The organism is Streptomyces sp. NPDC004266 (assembly GCF_042874095.1).
In the GTDB taxonomy this organism is placed as follows: domain Bacteria; phylum Actinomycetota; class Actinomycetes; order Streptomycetales; family Streptomycetaceae; genus Streptomyces.
The window spans coordinates 803,363-822,110 of sequence record NZ_JBIAMM010000001.1 but is presented as its reverse complement, the minus strand read 5'-3'; the positions used below and the strand labels follow the sequence as shown (position 1 = coordinate 822,110).

The window sequence follows — 18,748 nt, the reverse complement described above, 5'->3', positions numbered from 1 at the left end:
GATTACCGCTCAAGGGAGAGCGCGATGGTCAGCAAGCCGCCGGCCGGTGACCCGGTCCAGGACGCACCGCAGGTCACGCCGCCGCAGCACGCCGCCGCCGGCCTGCCCGCCATCGGGCACACGCTGCGGATCGCGCAGGAGCAGATGGGGCTGCGGCGGACCGCGCGGACCCTGCTCAAGGTCAATCAGAAGGACGGCTTCGACTGTCCCGGCTGCGCCTGGCCCGAGGGTGACAAGCGGCATGTGGCGGAGTTCTGCGAGAACGGCGCGAAGGCGGTCGCCGAGGAGGCGACGCTGCGCCGTGTGACGCCGGAGTTCTTCGCCGCGCACCCGGTGGCGGACCTGGCGACCCGCAGCGGGTACTGGCTGGGTCAGCAGGGCCGCATCACGCAGCCGATGCTGCTGCCGGAGGGCGGCGAGCGGTACGAGCCGGTGTCGTGGGAGCGGGCCTTCGCGATCATCGCGGAGGAGCTGCGGGCCCTGTCCTCGCCGGACGAGGCGCTCTTCTACACCTCGGGGCGGACGAGCAACGAGGCGGCGTTCCTGCTCCAGCTGTTCGCGCGCGAGTTCGGCACGAACAACCTGCCGGACTGCTCCAACATGTGCCACGAGTCCTCGGGCTCGGCGCTGACGGAGACGATCGGCATCGGCAAGGGCAGCGTCTCCCTGGAGGACCTGCACCGGGCGGACCTGATCATCGTGGCCGGGCAGAATCCGGGGACGAACCATCCGCGCATGCTCTCGGCTCTGGAGAGGGCGAAGGCCTCGGGCGCCCGGATCATCTCGGTGAACCCGCTGCCGGAGGCGGGCCTGGAGCGCTTCAAGAACCCGCAGACCCCGCAGGGCATGCTCAGGGGCGCGGCGCTCACCGACCTCTTCCTGCAGATCCGGATCGGCGGCGACCAGGCCCTCTTCCGGCTGCTCAACAAGCTGGTCCTGGAGACGGCCGGGGCGGTCGACGAGGAGTTCGTGCGGGACCACACCCACGGGTACGAGGAGTTCGCGGCTGCGGCGAAGGCGGCCGACTGGGACGAGACGCTCGCCGCGACCGGGCTGACGCGCCCCGAGATCGAGCGGGCCCTGGAGATGGTCCTCGCCTCGGAGCGCACGATCGTCTGCTGGGCGATGGGCCTCACCCAGCACAAGCACTCCGTGCCGACCATCCGCGAGGTGGTCAACTTCCTGCTGCTGCGCGGGAACATCGGCCGGCCGGGCGCGGGCGTCTGCCCGGTGCGCGGCCATTCGAACGTGCAGGGCGACCGCACGATGGGCATCTTCGAGCGTCCCGCGCCGGCCTTCCTCGACGCCCTGGACAAGGAGTTCGGGATCGTCTCGCCGCGTCACCACGGCTTCGACGTGGTGCGTTCGATCCAGGCGCTGCGCGACGGCGAGGCGAAGGTGTTCTTCGCGATGGGCGGCAACTTCGTGGGGGCGACGCCCGACACGGAGGTGACGGAGGCGGCGATGCGGAACGCGCGCCTGACCGTGCACGTCTCGACGAAGCTGAACCGCTCGCACGCGGTGACGGGCACGCGCGCGCTGATCCTGCCGACGCTCGGCCGCACCGACAGGGACACGCAGAAGAGCGGCCGGCAGTTCGTGACGGTCGAGGACTCGATGAGCCTGGTGCACGCCTCCCGGGGCAACCTGCCGCCGGCGAGCCCGCACCTGCTGTCCGAGCCGGCGATCGTGGTGCGGATGGCCCGGGCCGTGCTCGGCGACGGATCCGCCACGCCCTGGGAGGAGTTCGAGGCGGACTACGCCAGGATCCGGGACCGCATCGCGCGCGTGGTGCCCGGTTTCGAGGACTTCAACGCGCGGCTCGCGGCGAACCCGGGCGGTTTCGCGCTGCCGCACGGCCCGCGCGACGAGCGCCGCTTCCCCACGAAGACCGGCAGGGCGAACTTCACGGCCGCCCCCGTCGAGTACCCGAGGGTGCCCGAGGGCCGGCTGCTGCTGCAGACGCTGCGCTCGCACGACCAGTACAACACCACGATCTACGGCCTGGACGACCGCTACCGGGGGATCAGGAACGGCCGCCGGGTGGTCCTCGTGCACCCCGAGGACGCGGCGGCGTTCGGTCTCGCGGACGGGGCGTACACGGATCTGGTGAGCGAGTGGACGGACGGCACGGAGCGGCGGGCGCCCGGCTTCCGGGTGGTGCACTACCCGACGTCCCGGGGGTGCGCGGCCGCCTACTACCCGGAGACGAACGTGCTGGTCCCCCTGGAGTCGACGGCGGACGTCAGCAACACCCCCGCCAGCAAGTCCGTGATCGTGCGTCTGGAACAATCACAGTCCGCCTAAGCGTTTGCTCAGGCTCGCAGCAGGCGGACCACACAGATCAGCAGCCGTACGAAGACGAACGGAGCCGGGCCCATGGGTGAGCAGCAGCACGTGAAGTTCCCGCAGGAGGTCATCGACGAGTACGCGGCGCTGGGCGTCGACCTCCCGGCGCTCTTCTCGGCCGGGCACCTCGGGAACCGGATGGGCGTCCAGATCGTGGAGGCCTCGGCCGAGAAGGTCGTCGGCACCATGCCGGTCGAGGGCAACACCCAGCCGTACGGACTGCTGCACGGCGGCGCGTCGGCGGTGCTCGCCGAGACGCTGGGCTCCATCGGCTCGATGCTGCACGGCGGGGCCTCGAAGATCGCCGTCGGCGTCGACCTCAACTGCACCCACCACCGGGGGGCGCGCAGCGGTCTGGTGACCGGCGTGGCGACCCCGGTCCACCGCGGCCGGTCGACCGCCACGTACGAGATCGTGATCACGGACGAGCAGGACAAGCGGGTCTGCTCGGCGCGGCTGACCTGCCTGCTGCGCGAGATCAACCCGCAGGACGCGGACAACCTGCCGTCGGCGGGTCGGGCGTAACGGAGCCCCTCGCGGGCCGTCACGGCGAAGAGGACGAAGGGGACGGGGCGCACGGCGCTCCGTCCCCTTCGTCACACCGCCCTCTTGTCGCGCGGCGGGGGCAGCCGCTTCACTGGCGGCCTCCCCCACAGGAGAACACCTGATCCATTCACCCATCGAGGGGTTCTTCGTGACAGCCGTACGCACCACCACCGCACTGACCGCCGTCACCGCCGCCGCCTGCGCCGCCGTGATCGCCACCGCGATCCCGTCCTCGGCGATCAACTCGTACAACGCGGCCCCCGCCCCCGAGCGCACCGAGGTCGGCGCGCTCGTGGCGACCTGGGACGACGACGGTGACCCGGCGACGCCGGACCGGGTCGACTGGGTCTGCTCCGGCACCATGATCGACGCGGACACCTTCCTCACGGCCGCCCACTGCACGACGGACTGGCCGGAGAACGTGCGTTTCTACGTCTCGCTCGACCAGGACGTGCAGGCCGGACTCGACCGGGCGGTCTCCGAGCACCCGGGCGACCCCGCCGCCGTTGCACGGAGCGTGGCCGTCGAGGGGACCGCGCACAGCCACCCCGCCTACCCCGGCCCGGCCTCCGACACCCATGACATCTCGGTGATCGAACTGCCGGCGAAGGCGGTGGAGGCCCGCTGGTCCTTCACGCCGGCGTCGCTGCCGAAGGCGGGCGCCCTGGCCGCGCTCGGCCCGCGGGGACTGAACTCCACGGCGTTCCTCGTGGCCGGGTACGGCACGCAGGAGGCGGAGCGCGGGCCGGGCGGCCAGACCCACCCGGGCGGCGGGGTCCGCATGAAGGCGCCGGTCTCCTTCGACGCCCTCAACGACGCCTGGGTCCGGCTCGCCATGACCGCGCCCCAGGGCAACGGCGGTGCCTGCTACGGCGATTCGGGCGGCCCCAACTTCGCGACGCTGAACGGGAAGAGGACGCTCGTCGCCACCACGATCACCGGCGACACTCCCTGTTACGCCACGAACGTCACGTACCGCCTGGACACGCCCGGCGCGCGCGACTTCCTGAAGCCGTACGTCCAACTCCCGTGACGCTCGCTCGCGTTCGGCCGGCCGGGGCCGCCCTCGCGGCGGCCCTGGCCGGGTGCGCGCTGGCCCTGTCCGCCGGCTGCGGACGGGCTCCGGACCCGCACCCCGCGCCGTCGCCCGCGCCCCGGACCAGCACCCCCGCCGACGTCTGCGCGAACCTGGTCTCGTACTGGGTGAAAGAGGCGCTCAGGGGGTCGACGTGGGCGGGGCTCGACTGGGAGCAGAAGGGGCTCTCCAACGAGCAGTACGAGATCCACGACGAGGTGCTCACGGCGGCCCGGGCCGAGGAGCGGCGGGCGGGCCGGAAGGCCGCCGAGGTGCTGGCGGACCGGGAGGCGCGGCGGCGCTGCGAGGCGGCGAAGGGGGCGACGGGGAGCTCGGAGAACTGGCGCCCGCCGGAGGAGTGGGCCACCGCTCCGACGCCTTCCGGGACTCCCGGGGCCTCCCCCGGCGAATGGTCCCGGCCATGATCGTCGTGACACTGCGTGACTTTCACGCCATTCGGGAGCGGAATGGCCGGGTCGACACCCGACCTCCTCTCCGTCCGCTGGCGAATGAGCGGGTGTCCGATATCCGGAGACCCTCACGGGCGGCCCGTCAGGACCGTGATCCACTCAAGCCCCTTAGCGGAACTGGGGGTTCTCACCATGTGAACACCGCGCTACAGACCGCTGTGCCCGGGTTTGCACCCCGCATGCACACCATCTCCGCCCGTCGGCATAACAAGACAGTCACATCCTGACCTGGGCGCTCCCCGCCGTTCCCCACCTGCGCCTAGAGTCACGGCCAGTCACCGCGCCGCCGGGCGCTTCCACTGCACGGCCCTGCTCGACCCAGTACGGCCCGGCATCGAAAACGGCACCTCTAGCTACACAGCTTCACGGCACCGCCTCAGCTTGAGGGGGCCGCGCCAGGGAAAGGATTCTTCGTGCGACACCGTTCTTTGCTCATCCTCACCAGCGTGCTCACCACGGGAGCGCTCACTCTCACCGCATGCGGTTCGCGTGACGACAAGGGCGGCAGCGACAACAACGCGAGCGGTGGAGACAACGTCACCGTCGTCATCGGCGTCGACGCCCCGCTGACCGGCTCCCTCTCGGCGCTCGGCCAGGGCATCAAGAACTCCGTGGACCTGGCGGTCCAGACCGCCAACAAGAACAAGGAAGTCCCGGGCGTCACCTTCAAGATCGAGGCGTTCGACGACCAGGCCGTCCCGGCCTCCGGCCAGGCCAACGCCACCAAGCTCGTCGGCAACAAGGACGTCCTCGGCGTCGTCGGCCCGCTGAACTCCGGCGTCTCCCAGCAGATGCAGGGCGTCTTCGCCTCCGCCAACCTGGCCCAGGTCTCCCCGGCCAACACCAACCCGGCGCTCAGCCAGGGCGACAACTGGGGCAAGGGCGAGTTCAAGCGCCCCTTCAAGACCTACTTCCGCACCGCCGCCACCGACGTGGTCCAGGGCAAGTTCGCCGCCCAGTACCTCTTCAAGGACGCCGGCAAGAAGAAGGTCTTCGTCGTCGACGACAAGCAGACCTACGGCGCCGGCCTCGCCGCGATCTTCTCCGACGAGTTCAAGCGCCTCGGCGGCACCGTCGTCGGCACCGACCACGTCACCGTGAAGGAGACCGACTTCTCCTCCACCGCCGACAAGGTCAAGTCCTCCGGCGCCGACTCCGTCTACTTCGGCGGCCAGTACCCCGAGGGCGGTCTGCTCTCCGACCAGATCAAGAAGACCGGCGCCAAGATCCCCGTCATGGGCGGCGACGGCATCTACGACCCGGCCTTCATCAGCGCCTCCGCCGAGGCCAACGACGGTGACCTCGCCACCTCGATCGGCTACCCGGTCGAGAAGCTCCCCACCGCCAAGAAGTTCATCGCGGACTACAACGCGGGCGGCTACAAGGACCCGTACGCGGCCTACGGCGGCTACTCCTACGACGCCGGCTGGGCCGTCATCCAGGCCGTGAAGGCCGTCGTCGCCGCCAACAACGGCAAGCTCCCGTCCGACGCCCGCGCCAAGGTCACCGAGGCCCTGGGCAAGGTCTCCTTCGACGGTGTGACCGGCAAGGTCTCCTTCGACGAGTTCGGCGACACCACCAACAAGCAGCTCACGGTCTACAAGGTCGAGGGCGGCAAGTGGGTCGACGTCAAGAGCGACACCTTCAACCAGTAATCACCGGCACCACCCGCGTCACCGGCACCCGCGAGGGAGCCCGCTCCACCTGAACCAACCCGCGCGAGGGCGCAAACAGCGCCCTCGCGCGGAGTCTTATCCGACAAGCTCATCGGAGGCCTGCGGTGCACGAACTGCCGCAACAGCTGGCCAACGGCCTGGCCCTCGGTGCCCTCTATGGCCTCATCGCCATCGGGTACACCATGGTCTACGGCATCGTCCAGCTCATCAACTTCGCCCACGGCGAGATCTTCATGATCGGGGGCTTCGGTGCCCTCACCACCTACACCGCTCTGCCGAGCGGAACGTCCCTGCTGGTGGCGATACCGCTCATGATCGTCGGTGGCGCGATAGCCTCCGTGGCCGTCGCCACCGCCGCCGAGCGGTTCGCCTACCGTCCGCTGCGCAACGCGCCCCGACTGGCCCCGCTCATCACGGCGATCGGCCTGTCCATCGCGCTCCAGCAGGTGGTGTGGCAGTTCTACCCGGACGCCAAGAAGGCCGTCAGCTTCCCCGAGTTCAAGGGTGACGCCTTCCAGATCACCGAGAGCCTCTCGATCCAGCGCGCCGACGCCTTCGTGCTCGTCCTCGCCCCGCTGTGCATGCTCGCCCTCGGCCTCTTCGTCTCCAAGAGCCGCAGCGGCCGCGCCATGCAGGCCACCGCGCAGGACCCGGACACCGCGAAGCTGATGGGCATCAACACGGACCGCATCATCGTCATGGCCTTCGCCATCGGTGCCGCGTTCGCCGCCGTCGCCGCCGTCGCGTACGGCGTCGACAAGGGCCAGATCAACTTCGAGATGGGCTTCATCCTCGGCCTCAAGGCCTTCACCGCGGCCGTCCTCGGCGGCATCGGCAACATCTACGGCGCCATGGTCGGCGGCGTCGTCCTCGGCATCGCCGAGTCCCTCTCGATCGCCTACATCGAGGACATCCCCGGCATGCAGCAGCTCGGCGGCGGTGCCTGGTCCAACGTGTGGGCCTTCGTCCTCCTCATCCTCGTGCTCCTCGTACGGCCCCAGGGCCTGCTGGGCGAGCGCGTCGCGGACAGGGCGTGAGCACCATGACCGACACCACCCTCGACCAGACCGTCTCCAAGGCCCCGGCCACGCCCGCGGCCCTGCTCTGGACGGTCGTCGCCGGCAGCCTCGCCACCGTCGTGAGCGCCTTCCTCGCCTGGACGTGGACCACCGAATTCCCCGGCAACCTCACGATCTACGGCAACCCCGCCCCGCTCCAGCTCCTCACGCTGGTCGGCGCGGTCCTCACCGGACTGCACGCCCTCTCCGCCGCCGGCGTGAAGGGCCTCGGCTGGCTGACGCCGACCGGCGGCCGCAAGGCCGTCTGGATCCTCGCCCTCGGCACCTTCGCGACCACCCTCTTCACCGCGGTCTCGATCATCGTGGAGCTGGGCGCCCTGGTGGACCTGGAGCCCGGCGCCGGCATCGCCGTCCTCGCCTCGGCCGTCCCCGCCGTCGCCGCGTACCTGCTGCCCGACGACACCCGCAAGGCCGCCCCGGCCAAGCAGCTGCCCTCCTGGGCCGAGATCCTGATCATCGTCGCGGTCTTCGCCCTCGGCCTGTACGTCGTCACCTTCGGCATCGACACCGACGACTCCGAGCCGCAGCTCTTCATCGCGTACCTGATCCTGGTCGGCTTCTCCGCCACCGCGCTGGTCAAGTCCGGGCTGACCCGGCGGCTCTCCGCGATCACCGCGCGGAACCGGCAGGTGACGGTCACGGCCGCCATCGTCATGGCGATCGCCTTCCCGTTCCTCCAGCAGAGCGGCGACACGTACACGCTGATCGCGGTCAACATCCTGATCTTCGCGACCGTCGCCCTCGGCCTGAACATCGTCGTCGGCCTCGCCGGTCTGCTCGACCTCGGTTACGTCGCCTTCCTCGGCGTCGGCGCGTACACCGCGGCCCTGGTCTCCGGCGCCACCTCCTCCGCCTTCGGCGTCCAGTTCCCCTTCTGGGCGGCGGCGCTGACCGGCATGGCGGCCTCGCTGGTCTTCGGCGTCGTCATCGGCGCACCGACCCTCCGCCTGCGCGGCGACTACCTCGCCATCGTGACCCTCGGCTTCGGTGAGATCTTCCGCATCGCCATGGGCAACCTCGACGGCACCTCGGGCCCGCAGATCACCAACGGCCCGAACGGCATCCCGAACATCCCGCAACTGGAGTTCTTCGGGTACAACTTCGGCGAGTCGCACACCGTCCTCGGCATCGAGCTCGGCGCCTACGCCAACTACTACCTGCTCATGATCCTCGTCATGGCGCTGGTCGTGGTCGTCTTCTCCCGCGCCGGCAACAGCCGCATCGGCCGCGCCTGGGTCGCCATCCGCGAGGACGAGACCGCCGCCACCGCGATGGGCATCAACGGCTTCCGGGTCAAGCTGGTCGCCTTCGCCCTCGGCGCGGCCCTGGCCGGCCTCGCCGGCACGGTGCAGGCGCACGTCAACACCACGGTGGTCCCGGAGAACTACGTCTTCGCGGGTCCCGTCCCGCCGAACTCCGCGTTCCTCCTCGCGGCCGTCATCCTCGGCGGCATGGGCACCATCTCCGGTCCCATCGTCGGCTCCGCGCTGCTCTTCCTGATCCCGGCCAAGCTGTCGTTCCTCCAGGACTACCAGCTGCTCGGCTTCGGCATCGCCCTGATCCTGCTCATGCGCTTCCGTCCCGAGGGCCTCATCGCCAACAAGCGGGCGCAGCTGGAATTCCACGAGAACGACGACGACCAGCAGGTCGTGCCGGAGCAGCGGCAGTCCGAGGACGCGGGCGTCGGCACGGCGAAGGCAGGGGCGTGAGAGCCATGACGACCACCACCACCGACACCGTCGCCGGTACGAAGACGGCCGCCACCGTCCTGGACGCGAGCGGCGTGACCATGCGCTTCGGCGGTCTGACCGCCGTGCGCGGGGTCGACCTGACCGTCCGCGAGGGCGAGATCGTCGGCCTGATCGGCCCGAACGGCGCCGGCAAGACCACCTTCTTCAACTGCCTGACCGGTCTGTACGTCCCGACGGAGGGCCAGGTCAGCTACAAGGGGACGGTCCTGCCGCCGAAGCCGCACCTGGTGACCCAGGCCGGCATCGCCCGTACCTTCCAGAACATCCGCCTCTTCTCCAACATGACGGTCCTGGAGAACGTCCTCGTCGGACGGCACACCCGGACCAAGGAGGGCCTGTGGTCGGCGCTGCTGCGCGGCCCCGGCTTCAAGAGGGCGGAGGCCGCCTCGCGCGAGCGGGCCATGGAACTCCTGGAGTTCGTGGGCCTGGCGAACAAGGCGGAGCACCTGGCGCGCAACCTGCCGTACGGCGAGCAGCGCAAGCTGGAGATCGCCCGCGCGCTCGCCAGCGACCCCGGTCTGCTGCTGCTCGACGAGCCGACGGCCGGCATGAACCAGAGCGAGACCCGCACCACCGAGGAGCTGGTCTTCGCGATCCGCGACCTCGGCATCGCGGTCCTGGTCATCGAGCACGACATGAAGTTCATCTTCAAGCTGTGCGACCGGGTGGCCGTCCTCGTCCAGGGCGAGAAGCTCGTCGAGGGCACGGCCGAGGTCGTCCAGGCCGACGAGCGCGTCGTGGCCGCGTACCTGGGCACGCCGTACGAGGACGCGCCCGGCGCGGAGGAGGCGGCCGAGGTACAGGCCGCGGAGGAGGCCGCGGAGCAGGCCGCCGAGACCGAGGCGGAGACCGCCGAGGAGACTTCCGAGGCGTCCGCCGACGAGGCTTCCGAGGCGTCCGCCGAGGAGGCTTCCGAGGCGTCCGCCGAGGAGGCCGACGCCGCCGAGGAGACCCCCGAGGCCGAGGCCGACGAGGCTCCCGCCGACGACACCCCCGCCGACGGGGCTCCGGCCGCCGACGCGGACAGCACCACCGAAGGAGACTCCAAGTGACCGCGCTTCTGGAGGTCGAGGACCTCAGGGTCGCCTACGGCAAGATCGAGGCCGTCAAGGGCATCTCCTTCTCCGTCGAGGCGGGCCAGGTCGTCGCCCTGATCGGCACCAACGGCGCCGGCAAGACCACGACCCTGCGGACCCTCTCCGGCCTGCTCAAGCCCACCTCGGGCAAGATCGTCTTCGACGGCCAGGTGCTCAACGGCATCCCGGCCCACAAGGTGGTCTCGCTGGGCCTGGCGCACTCCCCCGAGGGCCGGCACATCTTCCCCCGGCTCACCATCGAGGAGAACCTCCAGCTCGGCGCCTTCCTCCGCAAGGACAAGGACGGGATCGACCAGGACATCCAGAAGTCCTACGACCTCTTCCCGATCCTGGGCGAGCGCCGCAAGCAGGCGGCGGGCACCCTCTCCGGCGGTGAGCAGCAGATGCTGGCGATGGGCAGGGCGCTGATGTCCCGGCCCAAGCTGCTGATGCTGGACGAACCCTCGATGGGTCTCTCCCCGATCATGATGCAGAAGATCATGGAGACCATCGCGACGCTGAAGTCCGAGGGCATGACGATCCTGCTCATCGAGCAGAACGCGCAGGCCGCGCTCTCCCTCGCGGACCACGGTTACGTCCTGGAGGTCGGCACGATGAAGCTGTCCGGCACCGGCCGGGACCTGCTCGTGAACGACGACGTCCGCAAGACGTACCTCGGCGAGGAGTAGGCGGCACCCGCCGTACGAGGAGGCCCGCCCCGCATCGCGCGGGGCGGGCCTCCTCCTGTGTGCGACGGGGCTACTGGCCCTTGGCCGCCTTCTTCTCCTCGGCGTCCTCGATGACGGCCTCGGCGACCTGCTGCATCGACATGCGGCGGTCCATCGAGGTCTTCTGGATCCAGCGGAACGCGGCCGGCTCCGTCAGGCCGTACTGGGTCTGCAGGATCGACTTGGCGCGGTCGACGAGCTTGCGGGTCTCCAGTCGCTGGGAGAGGTCGGCGACCTCCTGCTCCAGGGCGCGGAGCTCGGCGAAGCGGGAGACGGCCATCTCGATGGCCGGCACCACGTCGCTCTTGCTGAAGGGCTTCACCAGGTACGCCATGGCCCCGGCGTCCCGGGCCCGCTCGACGAGCTCGCGCTGCGAGAAGGCGGTGAGCATGAGGACCGGGGCGATGGACTCGCCGGCGATCTTCTCGGCGGCGGAGATGCCGTCGAGGACGGGCATCTTCACGTCGAGGATGACGAGGTCGGGGCGGTGCTCACGGGCGAGTTCGACGGCCGTGGCACCGTCCCCGGCCTCGCCGACGACCGTGTAGCCCTCTTCCTCCAGCATCTCTTTGAGGTCGAGACGGATGAGGGCCTCGTCCTCGGCGATGACGACGCGGGTCGTCAGCGGCGGAACGTGCGACGGCTCGGCGTCGTCGGCGGGCTGGGGCGACTCGGGGGCGGTCACGCGGGCTCCTCGTTCGATGGCCTCGTTCCGAGGCGGATACAGCTCCCCATGAGCCTACCTACCTCCTGTAAGGTAGGGACACGGCGGGTGATCACCGACCTTCATTTCGAAGGATGCCCCGGTAGCCCAGCGGAAGAGGCAGTGGTCTCAAACACCATACAGCGTGGGTTCGAATCCCACCCGGGGCACTTTACCTTTGATTCCAAGGTTTGAGACGAACAGGGTGATCAAGGTCCGCCCCTTCGACGCCCCCTAGGTCAGCGGCTCACCGATGTGATGCACCCGGACCAGGTTCGTGGAGCCCGCGACGCCCGGCGGGGAGCCGGCCGTGATGACCACGATGTCGCCCGGCCGACAGCGGCCGATCCGCAGCAGCTCCTCGTCGACCTGGGCCACCATCGCGTCCGTGGAGTCCACGGACGGCCCGAGGAAGGTCTCGACGCCCCAGGTGAGGTTGAGCTGGGAGCGGGTCGCCGGGTCCGGGGTGAAGGCGAGCAGCGGGATCGGCGAGCGGTAGCGGGAGAGCCGCTTGACCGTGTCGCCGGACTGGGTGAAGGCCACGAGGAACTTGGCGCCCAGGAAGTCACCCATCTCGGCGGCCGCGCGGGCCACGGCACCGCCCTGGGTGCGGGGCTTGTTCCGCTCGGTCAGCGGGGGCAGGCCCTTGGCGAGGACGTCCTCCTCCGCCGCCTCGACGATCCGGCTCATGGTGCGGACCGTCTCGATCGGGTAGCGGCCGACGCTGGTCTCGCCGGAGAGCATCACGGCGTCGGTGCCGTCGATGACCGCGTTCGCCACGTCGCTCGCCTCGGCGCGCGTGGGGCGGGAGTTGTCGATCATCGAGTCGAGCATCTGGGTGGCGACGATGACCGGCTTGGCGTTGCGCTTGGCCAGCTTCACCGCGCGCTTCTGGACGATCGGCACCTGCTCGAGCGGCATCTCCACGCCCAGGTCGCCGCGGGCGACCATGATGCCGTCGAAGGCGGCGACGATCTCCTCGATGTTCTCGACGGCCTGCGGCTTCTCGATCTTGGCGATGACGGGGACCCGGCGGCCCTCCTCGTCCATGATCCGGTGCACGTCCTCGATGTCCCGGGCGCTGCGCACGAAGGAGAGGGCGATGACGTCGGCGCCGGTGCGCAGCGCCCAGCGCAGGTCCTCGATGTCCTTCTCGGAGAGGGCCGGGACCGAGACGGCGACACCGGGCAGGTTGAGGCCCTTGTGGTCGGAGACCATGCCGCCCTCGATCACACGGGTGTGCACGCGGGGACCGTCGACGGAGGTGACCTCCAGGGTGACGCGGCCGTCGTCGACGAGGATGCGCTCGCCCGCGGTCACGTCCCCGGCGAGGCCGGAGTAGGTCGTTCCGCAGCTGTGGCGGTCGCCCTCCACCGGCTCGACGGTGATGGTGAACTCGTCGCCGCGTTCAAGGAGTACGGGGCCTTCGCGGAAGCGGCCGAGACGGATCTTCGGGCCTTGAAGGTCGGCGAGGACGCCGACGCTGCGGCCGGTCTCGTCGGAGGCCTCACGAACGTGCTGGTAGCGCTTCTCGTGGTCGGCGTAGCCGCCGTGACTGAGATTGAAGCGGGCCACGTCCATTCCGGCCTCGATCAACGCCTTGATCTGGTCGTATGTTTCGGTGGCGGGCCCAAGGGTACAAACGATTTTCGCTCGGCGCATAAGGCGAGCCTAGGGCTTACCAGCGGGTAGCGAAGGCGCCCGGCATGACTACTCAACAACCTTTCCGTGAAAGGTTGTTGACAAGTCTTGAATCTGTGCGGCGGGTTGCTCCGATGAGCGGTTCACGGACCGGAAAACCGTTCGTCTCAGAGTGCGGGCGGCTCCATCGTGAACCGCGCCGCGACCTCCGCGGTGACCGTCTGCCGCTGGGGTTCGAGCTCCAGCGGAGCGGGCGCCTCCACCGCCTCGGCGGCGAAGGCCATGCGCATCCCGCCGGCCGGAGCCGGCATCCCCGGGGCGAGTCCGGTGTCGGAGAGTTCGAGGAGGGCCACCAGGGAGGCGCCGAGCGCCTCCGCGTACTCGCGCGCCCGGCGCACCGCGTCCCGCACGGCCCGCCGGCGCGCCTCCGCGTGCGCCGGGGAGTCCGGCCGCAGCGACCACCAGGGGCCGTCCACCCGGGTCCACTCCAGGTCGGCGAGGTGCGTGACGAGCTCGCCGAGGGCGGTGAAATCGGTCAGCTCGGCCGACAGGTGCACCCAACCCCGGTAGCCGCGCACCCGCTCGCCGCGGCCGTGCCGGGCCTGCTCGGGGGTGACGGACAGGGCGCCCGTCTCCAGCGCGGCGACGGCCTCGCCGTACGACTTGAGGAGGGCGATCGCCTCGGCGTTACGGCCCGTCAGGGCGGCGAGCACCGAGGCCCGGTCGGTGCCCCCGGCGCGTACCGTCACACCGATCCGCGCCAGCTCCGGCTCCACCTCCAGGCGGCCCTCGCCACGGACCGTCACCTGGGGTGCCTCGGGGGTGGGGTGCGGGTGTGTCATGCCGAACACTTTCCCACTCCGTAACCCGAAAGGTCTGTTGCGACAGTGCGGTCTGAGCCAGAATCTACGCGCGTTGTGCGCCACGGTCGGCGCAGGCGTCACAGAACCAAAGGGGAGAACACACATGCCGCTGAACCGCAGGACGTTCCTGGAGCGCTCGGCCGCCGCCGGAGCCGGAGTGGCCGTCGCCGGAGCCGTCGCCGTGCCCGCCGAGGCCGCCGGTCCCGGCCGCCCGCGTCCGCAGAAGCGGTACTCCTTCACCGTGATGGGCACCACCGACCTGCACGGCAACGTCTTCAACTGGGACTACTTCACGGACAAGGAGTTCGACGACAAGGCGCACAACGACGTCGGCCTCGCCAAGATCTCCACCCTGGTCGAGCAGGTCCGCGCCGCGAAGGGCCGCCGCAACACCCTCCTCATCGACGCCGGCGACACCATCCAGGGCACCCAGCTGTCCTACTACTACGCCAAGGTCGACCCCATCACCCAGACCGGCGGCCCGGTCCACCCGATGGCCCAGGCCATGAACGCCATCGGCTACGACGCCGCCGCGCTCGGCAACCACGAGTTCAACTACGGCATCCCGGTGCTGCGGAAGTTCGAGGAGCAGTGCGACTTCCCGCTGCTCGGCGCCAACGCGCTCGACGCCAAGTCCCTGCGCCCGGCCTTCGCCCCGTACAGCATGCACTGCCTCCGCACCCCGCACGGCAAGGACGTCAAGGTCGCGGTGCTCGGTCTGACCAACCCGGGCATCGCCATCTGGGACAAGGCGAACGTCACCGGCAGGATGGTCTTCCCCGGCCTGGAGGAGCAGGCCGCGAAGTGGGTGCCGAAGCTGCGCTCCATGGGCGCCGACGTCGTGGTCGTCTCCGCCCACTCCGGCTCCTCCGGCACCTCCTCGTACGGTGACCAGCTCCCCTACGTCGAGAACGCCGCCGCGCTCGTCGCCGAGCAGGTCCCCGGCATCGACGCGATCCTCGTGGGCCACGCCCACACCGAGATCCCCGAGTACAAGGTCACGAACAAGGAGACCGGCAAGGACGTCGTCCTGTCCGAGCCCCTGAAGTGGGGCCAGCGCCTCACCCTCTTCGACTTCGACCTGGTGTGGGAGAAGGGCCGCTGGGTGGTCGAGAAGGTCGGCGCGCAGGTCCTCAACTCCAACACGGTCGCCGAGGACCCGGAGATCACCGGCCTGCTCGCCGACGAGCACAAGAAGGTCGTCGCGTACGTCAACCAGGTCATCGGCACCTCCACGGCGGCCATGACGACGGCCGACGCCCCCTGGAAGGACGAGCCGATCATCGACCTGATCAACGTCGTCCAGGCCGAGACGGTGAAGGCGGCCCTCGCGGGCGGCGCGTACGCCGGTCTGCCCGTGCTCTCCCAGGCCTCCTGCTTCTCCCGCACGGCCCGGATCCCCGCCGGCGAGATCAGCATCAAGGACGCCGCCGGCCTCTACCCCTTCGAGAACACCCTGGAGGCGCGTCTGCTGACGGGCGCCCAGCTGAAGGACTACCTGGAGTACTCGGCGAAGTACTACGTCCAGACCCCGGCGGGCGCGCCCGTCGACACCGCGAAGCTCACCAACGCGGACAGCACGCCGGACTACAACTACGACGCCGTGTCGGGCCTGACGTACGACATCGACATCGCGAAGCCGGTCGGCCGGCGGATCGCGAACCTGTCCTTCGAGGGCAGGCCGCTCGACCCGGCGGCGAAGTTCGTCCTCGCGGTCAACAACTACCGCGCCAGCGGCGGCGGCGCCTTCCCGCACGTCGCCAAGGCCGAGCAGCTGTGGGCCAACTCGGACGAGATCCGCAACACCATCATCCAGTGGGTGAAGGCGAAGGGCACGGTCGACCCGGGCCTCTTCGCCTCGGTGGACTGGAAGCTGACCCGGGACGGCGTGCCGGTCTTCTAGTTCCTACTGCTGTACGAGAGGCGTCAGCTTCCGGCCCTGGGCCGGGATGCCCGGCGCCTCTCGCGCGTCCAGGCCGAAGCTGGTGAAGGCGGTGCGGCGCGGCAGCGGGTACGGCTCCTTGCCGGTGACCGAGTTGAGGATGGTCGCGCTGCGCCAGGCCGCCAGGCCCAGGTCGGGGGCGCCGACGCCGTGGGTGTGGCGCTCGGCGTTCTGGACGTACACGGAGCCCGTGACGGAGGGGTCGAGGACCAGGCGGTACCGCTCGTCGACCCGGGGGCGCCCGGCGGAGTCGTGGCGCAGGTACGGGTCGAGCCCGGCGAGCATCCGGTCCACCGGGCGCTCCCGGTAGCCGGTCGCGAGGACGACGGCGTCGGTGGTGAGCCGGGAGCGGGTGGACTGCTGGACGTGTTCGAGGTGCAGCTCGACCCGCGTGGTGGCGACCCTCCCCGCCGTGCGGACCCGGACGCCGGGGGTGAGGACGGCGTCGGGCCAGCCGCCGTGCAGGGTGCGGCGGTAGAGCTCGTCGTGGATGGCGGCGATGGTGTCCGCGTCGATGCCCTTGTGCAACTGCCACTGGCGGGGCACCAGTTCGCCGCGCACCGGCTCGGGCAGGGCGTGGAAGTAGCGGGTGTAGTCGGGGGTGAAGTGCTCCAGGCCGAGCTTGGAGTACTCCATGGGGGCGAAGGCCTCGGTCCGGGCCAGCCAGTGGATCCGCTCGGCCCCGGCGGGACGGGCGCGGAACAGGTCGAGGAAGACCTCGGCGCCGGACTGGCCGGAGCCGATGACGGTGACGTGGCCGGCGCGCAGCAGCGACTCGCGGTGGGTCAGGTAGTCGGCGGAGTGGATCACCGGGACGCCGGGGGCGTCGGCGAGCGGCCGGAGCGGCTCGGGGACGTACGGCTCGGTGCCCACGCCCAGGACGACGTTCCGGGTGTAGGCGCGGCCCAGGGCCTCGGCCTCGCCCTCCGGGTCGACCTGGGTGAAGTCGACCTCGAACAGCCGCCGCTCGGGGTTCCAGCGGACGGAGTCGACCTGGTGGCCGAAGCGGAGTCCCGGGAGCCGCTCGCTGACCCAGCGGCAGTAGGCGTCGTACTCGGCGCGCTGGATGTGGAACTTCTCGGCGAAGTAGAAGGGGAAGAGGCGCTCGCGGCTCTTCAGGTAGTTGAGGAAGGTCCAGGGACTGGCGGGGTCGGCGAGGGTCACCAGGTCGGCCAGGAAGGGGACCTGGAGGGTGGCGCCGTCGAGGAGCAGCCCGGGGTGCCAGTGGAAGGCCGGCCGCTGCTCGTAGAAGGTGGCGGCGAGACCGCCGGGGACGCCGTGCGCGAGGGCGGCGAGCGAGAGGTTGAAGGGGCCGATGCCGACGCCCACCAGGTCGTGGGGCTGATCGGGGTCCTGCTGGGGGGTGTCGCCGGTCATCGGTGCGTGCTGCCTTCCACGAGGGTGAGGATCCGGTCCAGGTCGCCGGGGGTGGTGTGGGGGTTGAGCAGGGTGGCCTTGAGCCAGAGGCGGCCGTCGGCCGTCGCCCGGCCGAGGACGGCGCGGCCCCCGGCGAGGAGGGTGCGGCGGATCGCGGCGACGGTCGTGTCGTCCGCGCCGGTGGGACGGAAGAGGACGGTGGTGAGCGTGGGACGTTCCCTGAGGTCCAGGCCGGGGGCCTTCTCCACCCGGTCGGCGAGGTCCTGGGCGAGGTCCATGCAGCGGTCGACGAGCGCGCCGAGACCCGCGCGGCCCAGCGCGCGGAGGGTGACGGCGGTCTTCAGGACGTCGGGGCGGCGGGTGGTGCGCAGGGAGCGGCCGAGCAGATCGGGGAGGCCGGCCTCGGTGTCGTCGTCGGCGTTGAGGTAGTCGGCGGTGTGGCCGAGGACCGCGAGGTCGGCGGCGTCCCGTACGGCGAGGAGTCCCGCCGCGGCCGGCTGCCAGCCGAGTTTGTGCAGGTCGACGGTGACGGTGCGGGCCCGTTCGAGGCCGTCGAGGAGCCGGCGGTGGGTACGGCTGAAGAGGACGGGGCCGCCGTACGCGGCGTCGACGTGGAGCTCGACGCGGGCGCCGTGGGCCGCGCAGACGTCGGCGAGCGCGGGCAGCGGATCGATCAGGCCCTCGTCGGTGGTGCCGGCGGTGACGGCGACGAGGACGGGCCCCTCGCCCGTGCGGGCCAGGGCCTCGTGGAGGGCCTCCGGGTCCGTCGTGCCGCCCGGGGCCGGCACGGTGACCGGCTCCGGCAGGCCGAGGAGCCAGGCGGCGCGGCGGAAGGAGTGATGGGCGTTGGCACCGACGACGAGCCGTACGTCCGGGTGGCGCTCCCGGGCGAGGAGCAGGGCCAGCTGATTGGACTCGGTGCCGCCGGTCGTGACGAGCGCGTCGGGGCGGGGCGCGTCCGGGAAGACCTCGGCGGCCAGCGCCGCCGTGACCTCGGCCTCCAGGGCGGAGGCCGCGGGCGCCTGGTCCCAGGAGTCCATCGACGGGTTCAGCGCGGAGGCGGCCAGGTCTGCTGCGGCGGCGAGCGCGAGGGGCGGGGTGTGGAGATGGGCGGCGCACAGGGGGTCGGCGGGGTCGGCGGCGCCCTCCGCCAGGACCCGCACGAGCGTACGGAGCGCCTCCTGGGGGCCCTGCCCCGTCTCCGGGAACGGCTCCCCGAGCGCCTCGCGCACACGCCGGGCCACGGCCTCCGGGCCGCCCGCCGGGAGCGGACCGCCCCTGGCCTGCGCCCCTTCCCGGAGGGCGTCGAGGGCCGTGCCCAGGAGGCGGCTCAGGGCGGTGGTGTCGGCGGCGAGGGGTGGGGGTGCGGCACGCATGGACGACAGGGTGGCGGGCGGCGGGGGGTGCTGTCCGGGGAGTCGCCCCTTGTGACCCGAACGAGGGACGCGCCTCCCCTCGCGCGAGGACCACGC

Annotated in this window: 15 protein-coding genes and 1 tRNA gene; 11 read left to right on the top strand and 5 right to left on the bottom strand. The window is 70.9% G+C overall.

Annotated features, from left to right (window positions below):
- Nucleotides 1–24: 24 nt before the first annotated feature.
- The 9 genes from ACFYUZ_RS03670 (at nucleotide 25) to ACFYUZ_RS03630 (ending at nucleotide 10,711) form a co-directional block, all read left to right on the top strand.
- Nucleotides 25–2,307 (top strand): FdhF/YdeP family oxidoreductase, encoded by a 2,283-nt coding sequence (locus ACFYUZ_RS03670; protein ID WP_389305945.1) that lies wholly within the window; start codon nucleotides 25–27, stop codon nucleotides 2,305–2,307.
- 72 nt (nucleotides 2,308–2,379) lie between these two features.
- Nucleotides 2,380–2,874, top strand: coding sequence for a PaaI family thioesterase (locus ACFYUZ_RS03665; protein ID WP_389305943.1), 495 nt, complete (start codon nucleotides 2,380–2,382; stop codon nucleotides 2,872–2,874).
- 169 nt (nucleotides 2,875–3,043) lie between these two features.
- Nucleotides 3,044–3,928, top strand: a complete 885-nt coding sequence (locus tag ACFYUZ_RS03660) for a trypsin-like serine protease (RefSeq protein ID WP_389305941.1) — start codon at nucleotides 3,044–3,046, stop codon at nucleotides 3,926–3,928.
- Nucleotides 3,925–4,395, top strand: a complete 471-nt coding sequence (locus ACFYUZ_RS03655) for a hypothetical protein (protein ID WP_389305939.1) — start codon at nucleotides 3,925–3,927, stop codon at nucleotides 4,393–4,395. Before ACFYUZ_RS03660 ends, ACFYUZ_RS03655 begins: the two co-directional genes overlap by 4 nt.
- A 458-nt stretch (nucleotides 4,396–4,853) precedes the next feature.
- Nucleotides 4,854–6,095 (top strand): branched-chain amino acid ABC transporter substrate-binding protein, encoded by a 1,242-nt coding sequence (locus ACFYUZ_RS03650; protein ID WP_389305937.1) that lies wholly within the window; start codon nucleotides 4,854–4,856, stop codon nucleotides 6,093–6,095.
- Between the two features lie 125 nt (nucleotides 6,096–6,220).
- Nucleotides 6,221–7,153 (top strand): branched-chain amino acid ABC transporter permease, encoded by a 933-nt coding sequence (locus ACFYUZ_RS03645; protein ID WP_389305936.1) that lies wholly within the window; start codon nucleotides 6,221–6,223, stop codon nucleotides 7,151–7,153.
- A gap of 5 nt (nucleotides 7,154–7,158) precedes the next feature.
- On the top strand, nucleotides 7,159–8,904 hold the full coding sequence (locus ACFYUZ_RS03640; protein WP_389306269.1) for a branched-chain amino acid ABC transporter permease: 1,746 nt from the start codon (nucleotides 7,159–7,161) through the stop codon (nucleotides 8,902–8,904).
- A 5-nt stretch (nucleotides 8,905–8,909) separates the two neighbouring features.
- Nucleotides 8,910–9,998 carry an ABC transporter ATP-binding protein gene (locus ACFYUZ_RS03635; RefSeq protein ID WP_389305934.1) on the top strand — a complete coding sequence of 363 codons (1,089 nt, stop codon included), beginning with the start codon at nucleotides 8,910–8,912 and terminating at the stop codon, nucleotides 9,996–9,998.
- Nucleotides 9,995–10,711 (top strand): ABC transporter ATP-binding protein, encoded by a 717-nt coding sequence (locus ACFYUZ_RS03630; protein WP_389305932.1) that lies wholly within the window; start codon nucleotides 9,995–9,997, stop codon nucleotides 10,709–10,711. The genes ACFYUZ_RS03635 and ACFYUZ_RS03630 overlap by 4 nt, the downstream gene beginning before the upstream one ends.
- A gap of 70 nt (nucleotides 10,712–10,781) precedes the next feature.
- On the opposite strand, the gene ACFYUZ_RS03625 is transcribed toward ACFYUZ_RS03630, so the two are convergent.
- Nucleotides 10,782–11,435: a response regulator gene (locus ACFYUZ_RS03625; protein ID WP_356905489.1), complete on the bottom strand. Its 654-nt coding sequence runs from the start codon at nucleotides 11,433–11,435 to the stop codon at nucleotides 10,782–10,784.
- A 115-nt stretch (nucleotides 11,436–11,550) separates the two neighbouring features.
- Here ACFYUZ_RS03625 and ACFYUZ_RS03620 point away from each other — a divergent pair.
- A tRNA-Leu gene (locus tag ACFYUZ_RS03620) sits at nucleotides 11,551–11,623 on the top strand.
- A gap of 64 nt (nucleotides 11,624–11,687) precedes the next feature.
- On the opposite strand, the gene pyk is transcribed toward ACFYUZ_RS03620, so the two are convergent.
- Both pyk and ACFYUZ_RS03610 read right to left on the bottom strand, forming a co-directional pair.
- A complete protein-coding gene (gene pyk / locus ACFYUZ_RS03615) occupies nucleotides 11,688–13,115 on the bottom strand; it encodes a pyruvate kinase (protein WP_389305930.1) in 1,428 nt (475 codons plus the stop codon).
- 146 nt (nucleotides 13,116–13,261) lie between these two features.
- Nucleotides 13,262–13,936 carry an SIMPL domain-containing protein gene (locus ACFYUZ_RS03610; RefSeq protein WP_389305928.1) on the bottom strand — a complete coding sequence of 225 codons (675 nt, stop codon included), beginning with the start codon at nucleotides 13,934–13,936 and terminating at the stop codon, nucleotides 13,262–13,264.
- A gap of 124 nt (nucleotides 13,937–14,060) precedes the next feature.
- Between ACFYUZ_RS03610 and ACFYUZ_RS03605 the strand changes: the two genes are divergently transcribed.
- Nucleotides 14,061–15,860, top strand: a complete 1,800-nt coding sequence (locus tag ACFYUZ_RS03605) for a bifunctional metallophosphatase/5'-nucleotidase (RefSeq protein WP_389305926.1) — start codon at nucleotides 14,061–14,063, stop codon at nucleotides 15,858–15,860.
- Nucleotides 15,861–15,863: 3 nt separating this feature from the next.
- On the opposite strand, the gene ACFYUZ_RS03600 is transcribed toward ACFYUZ_RS03605, so the two are convergent.
- Nucleotides 15,864–17,276, bottom strand: coding sequence for a lysine N(6)-hydroxylase/L-ornithine N(5)-oxygenase family protein (locus tag ACFYUZ_RS03600; RefSeq protein WP_389305924.1), 1,413 nt, complete (start codon nucleotides 17,274–17,276; stop codon nucleotides 15,864–15,866).
- Nucleotides 17,273–18,652: a pyridoxal phosphate-dependent decarboxylase family protein gene (locus tag ACFYUZ_RS03595; RefSeq protein WP_389305922.1), complete on the bottom strand. Its 1,380-nt coding sequence runs from the start codon at nucleotides 18,650–18,652 to the stop codon at nucleotides 17,273–17,275. Before ACFYUZ_RS03595 ends, ACFYUZ_RS03600 begins: the two co-directional genes overlap by 4 nt.
- Between the last annotated feature and the right edge of the window lie 96 nt (nucleotides 18,653–18,748).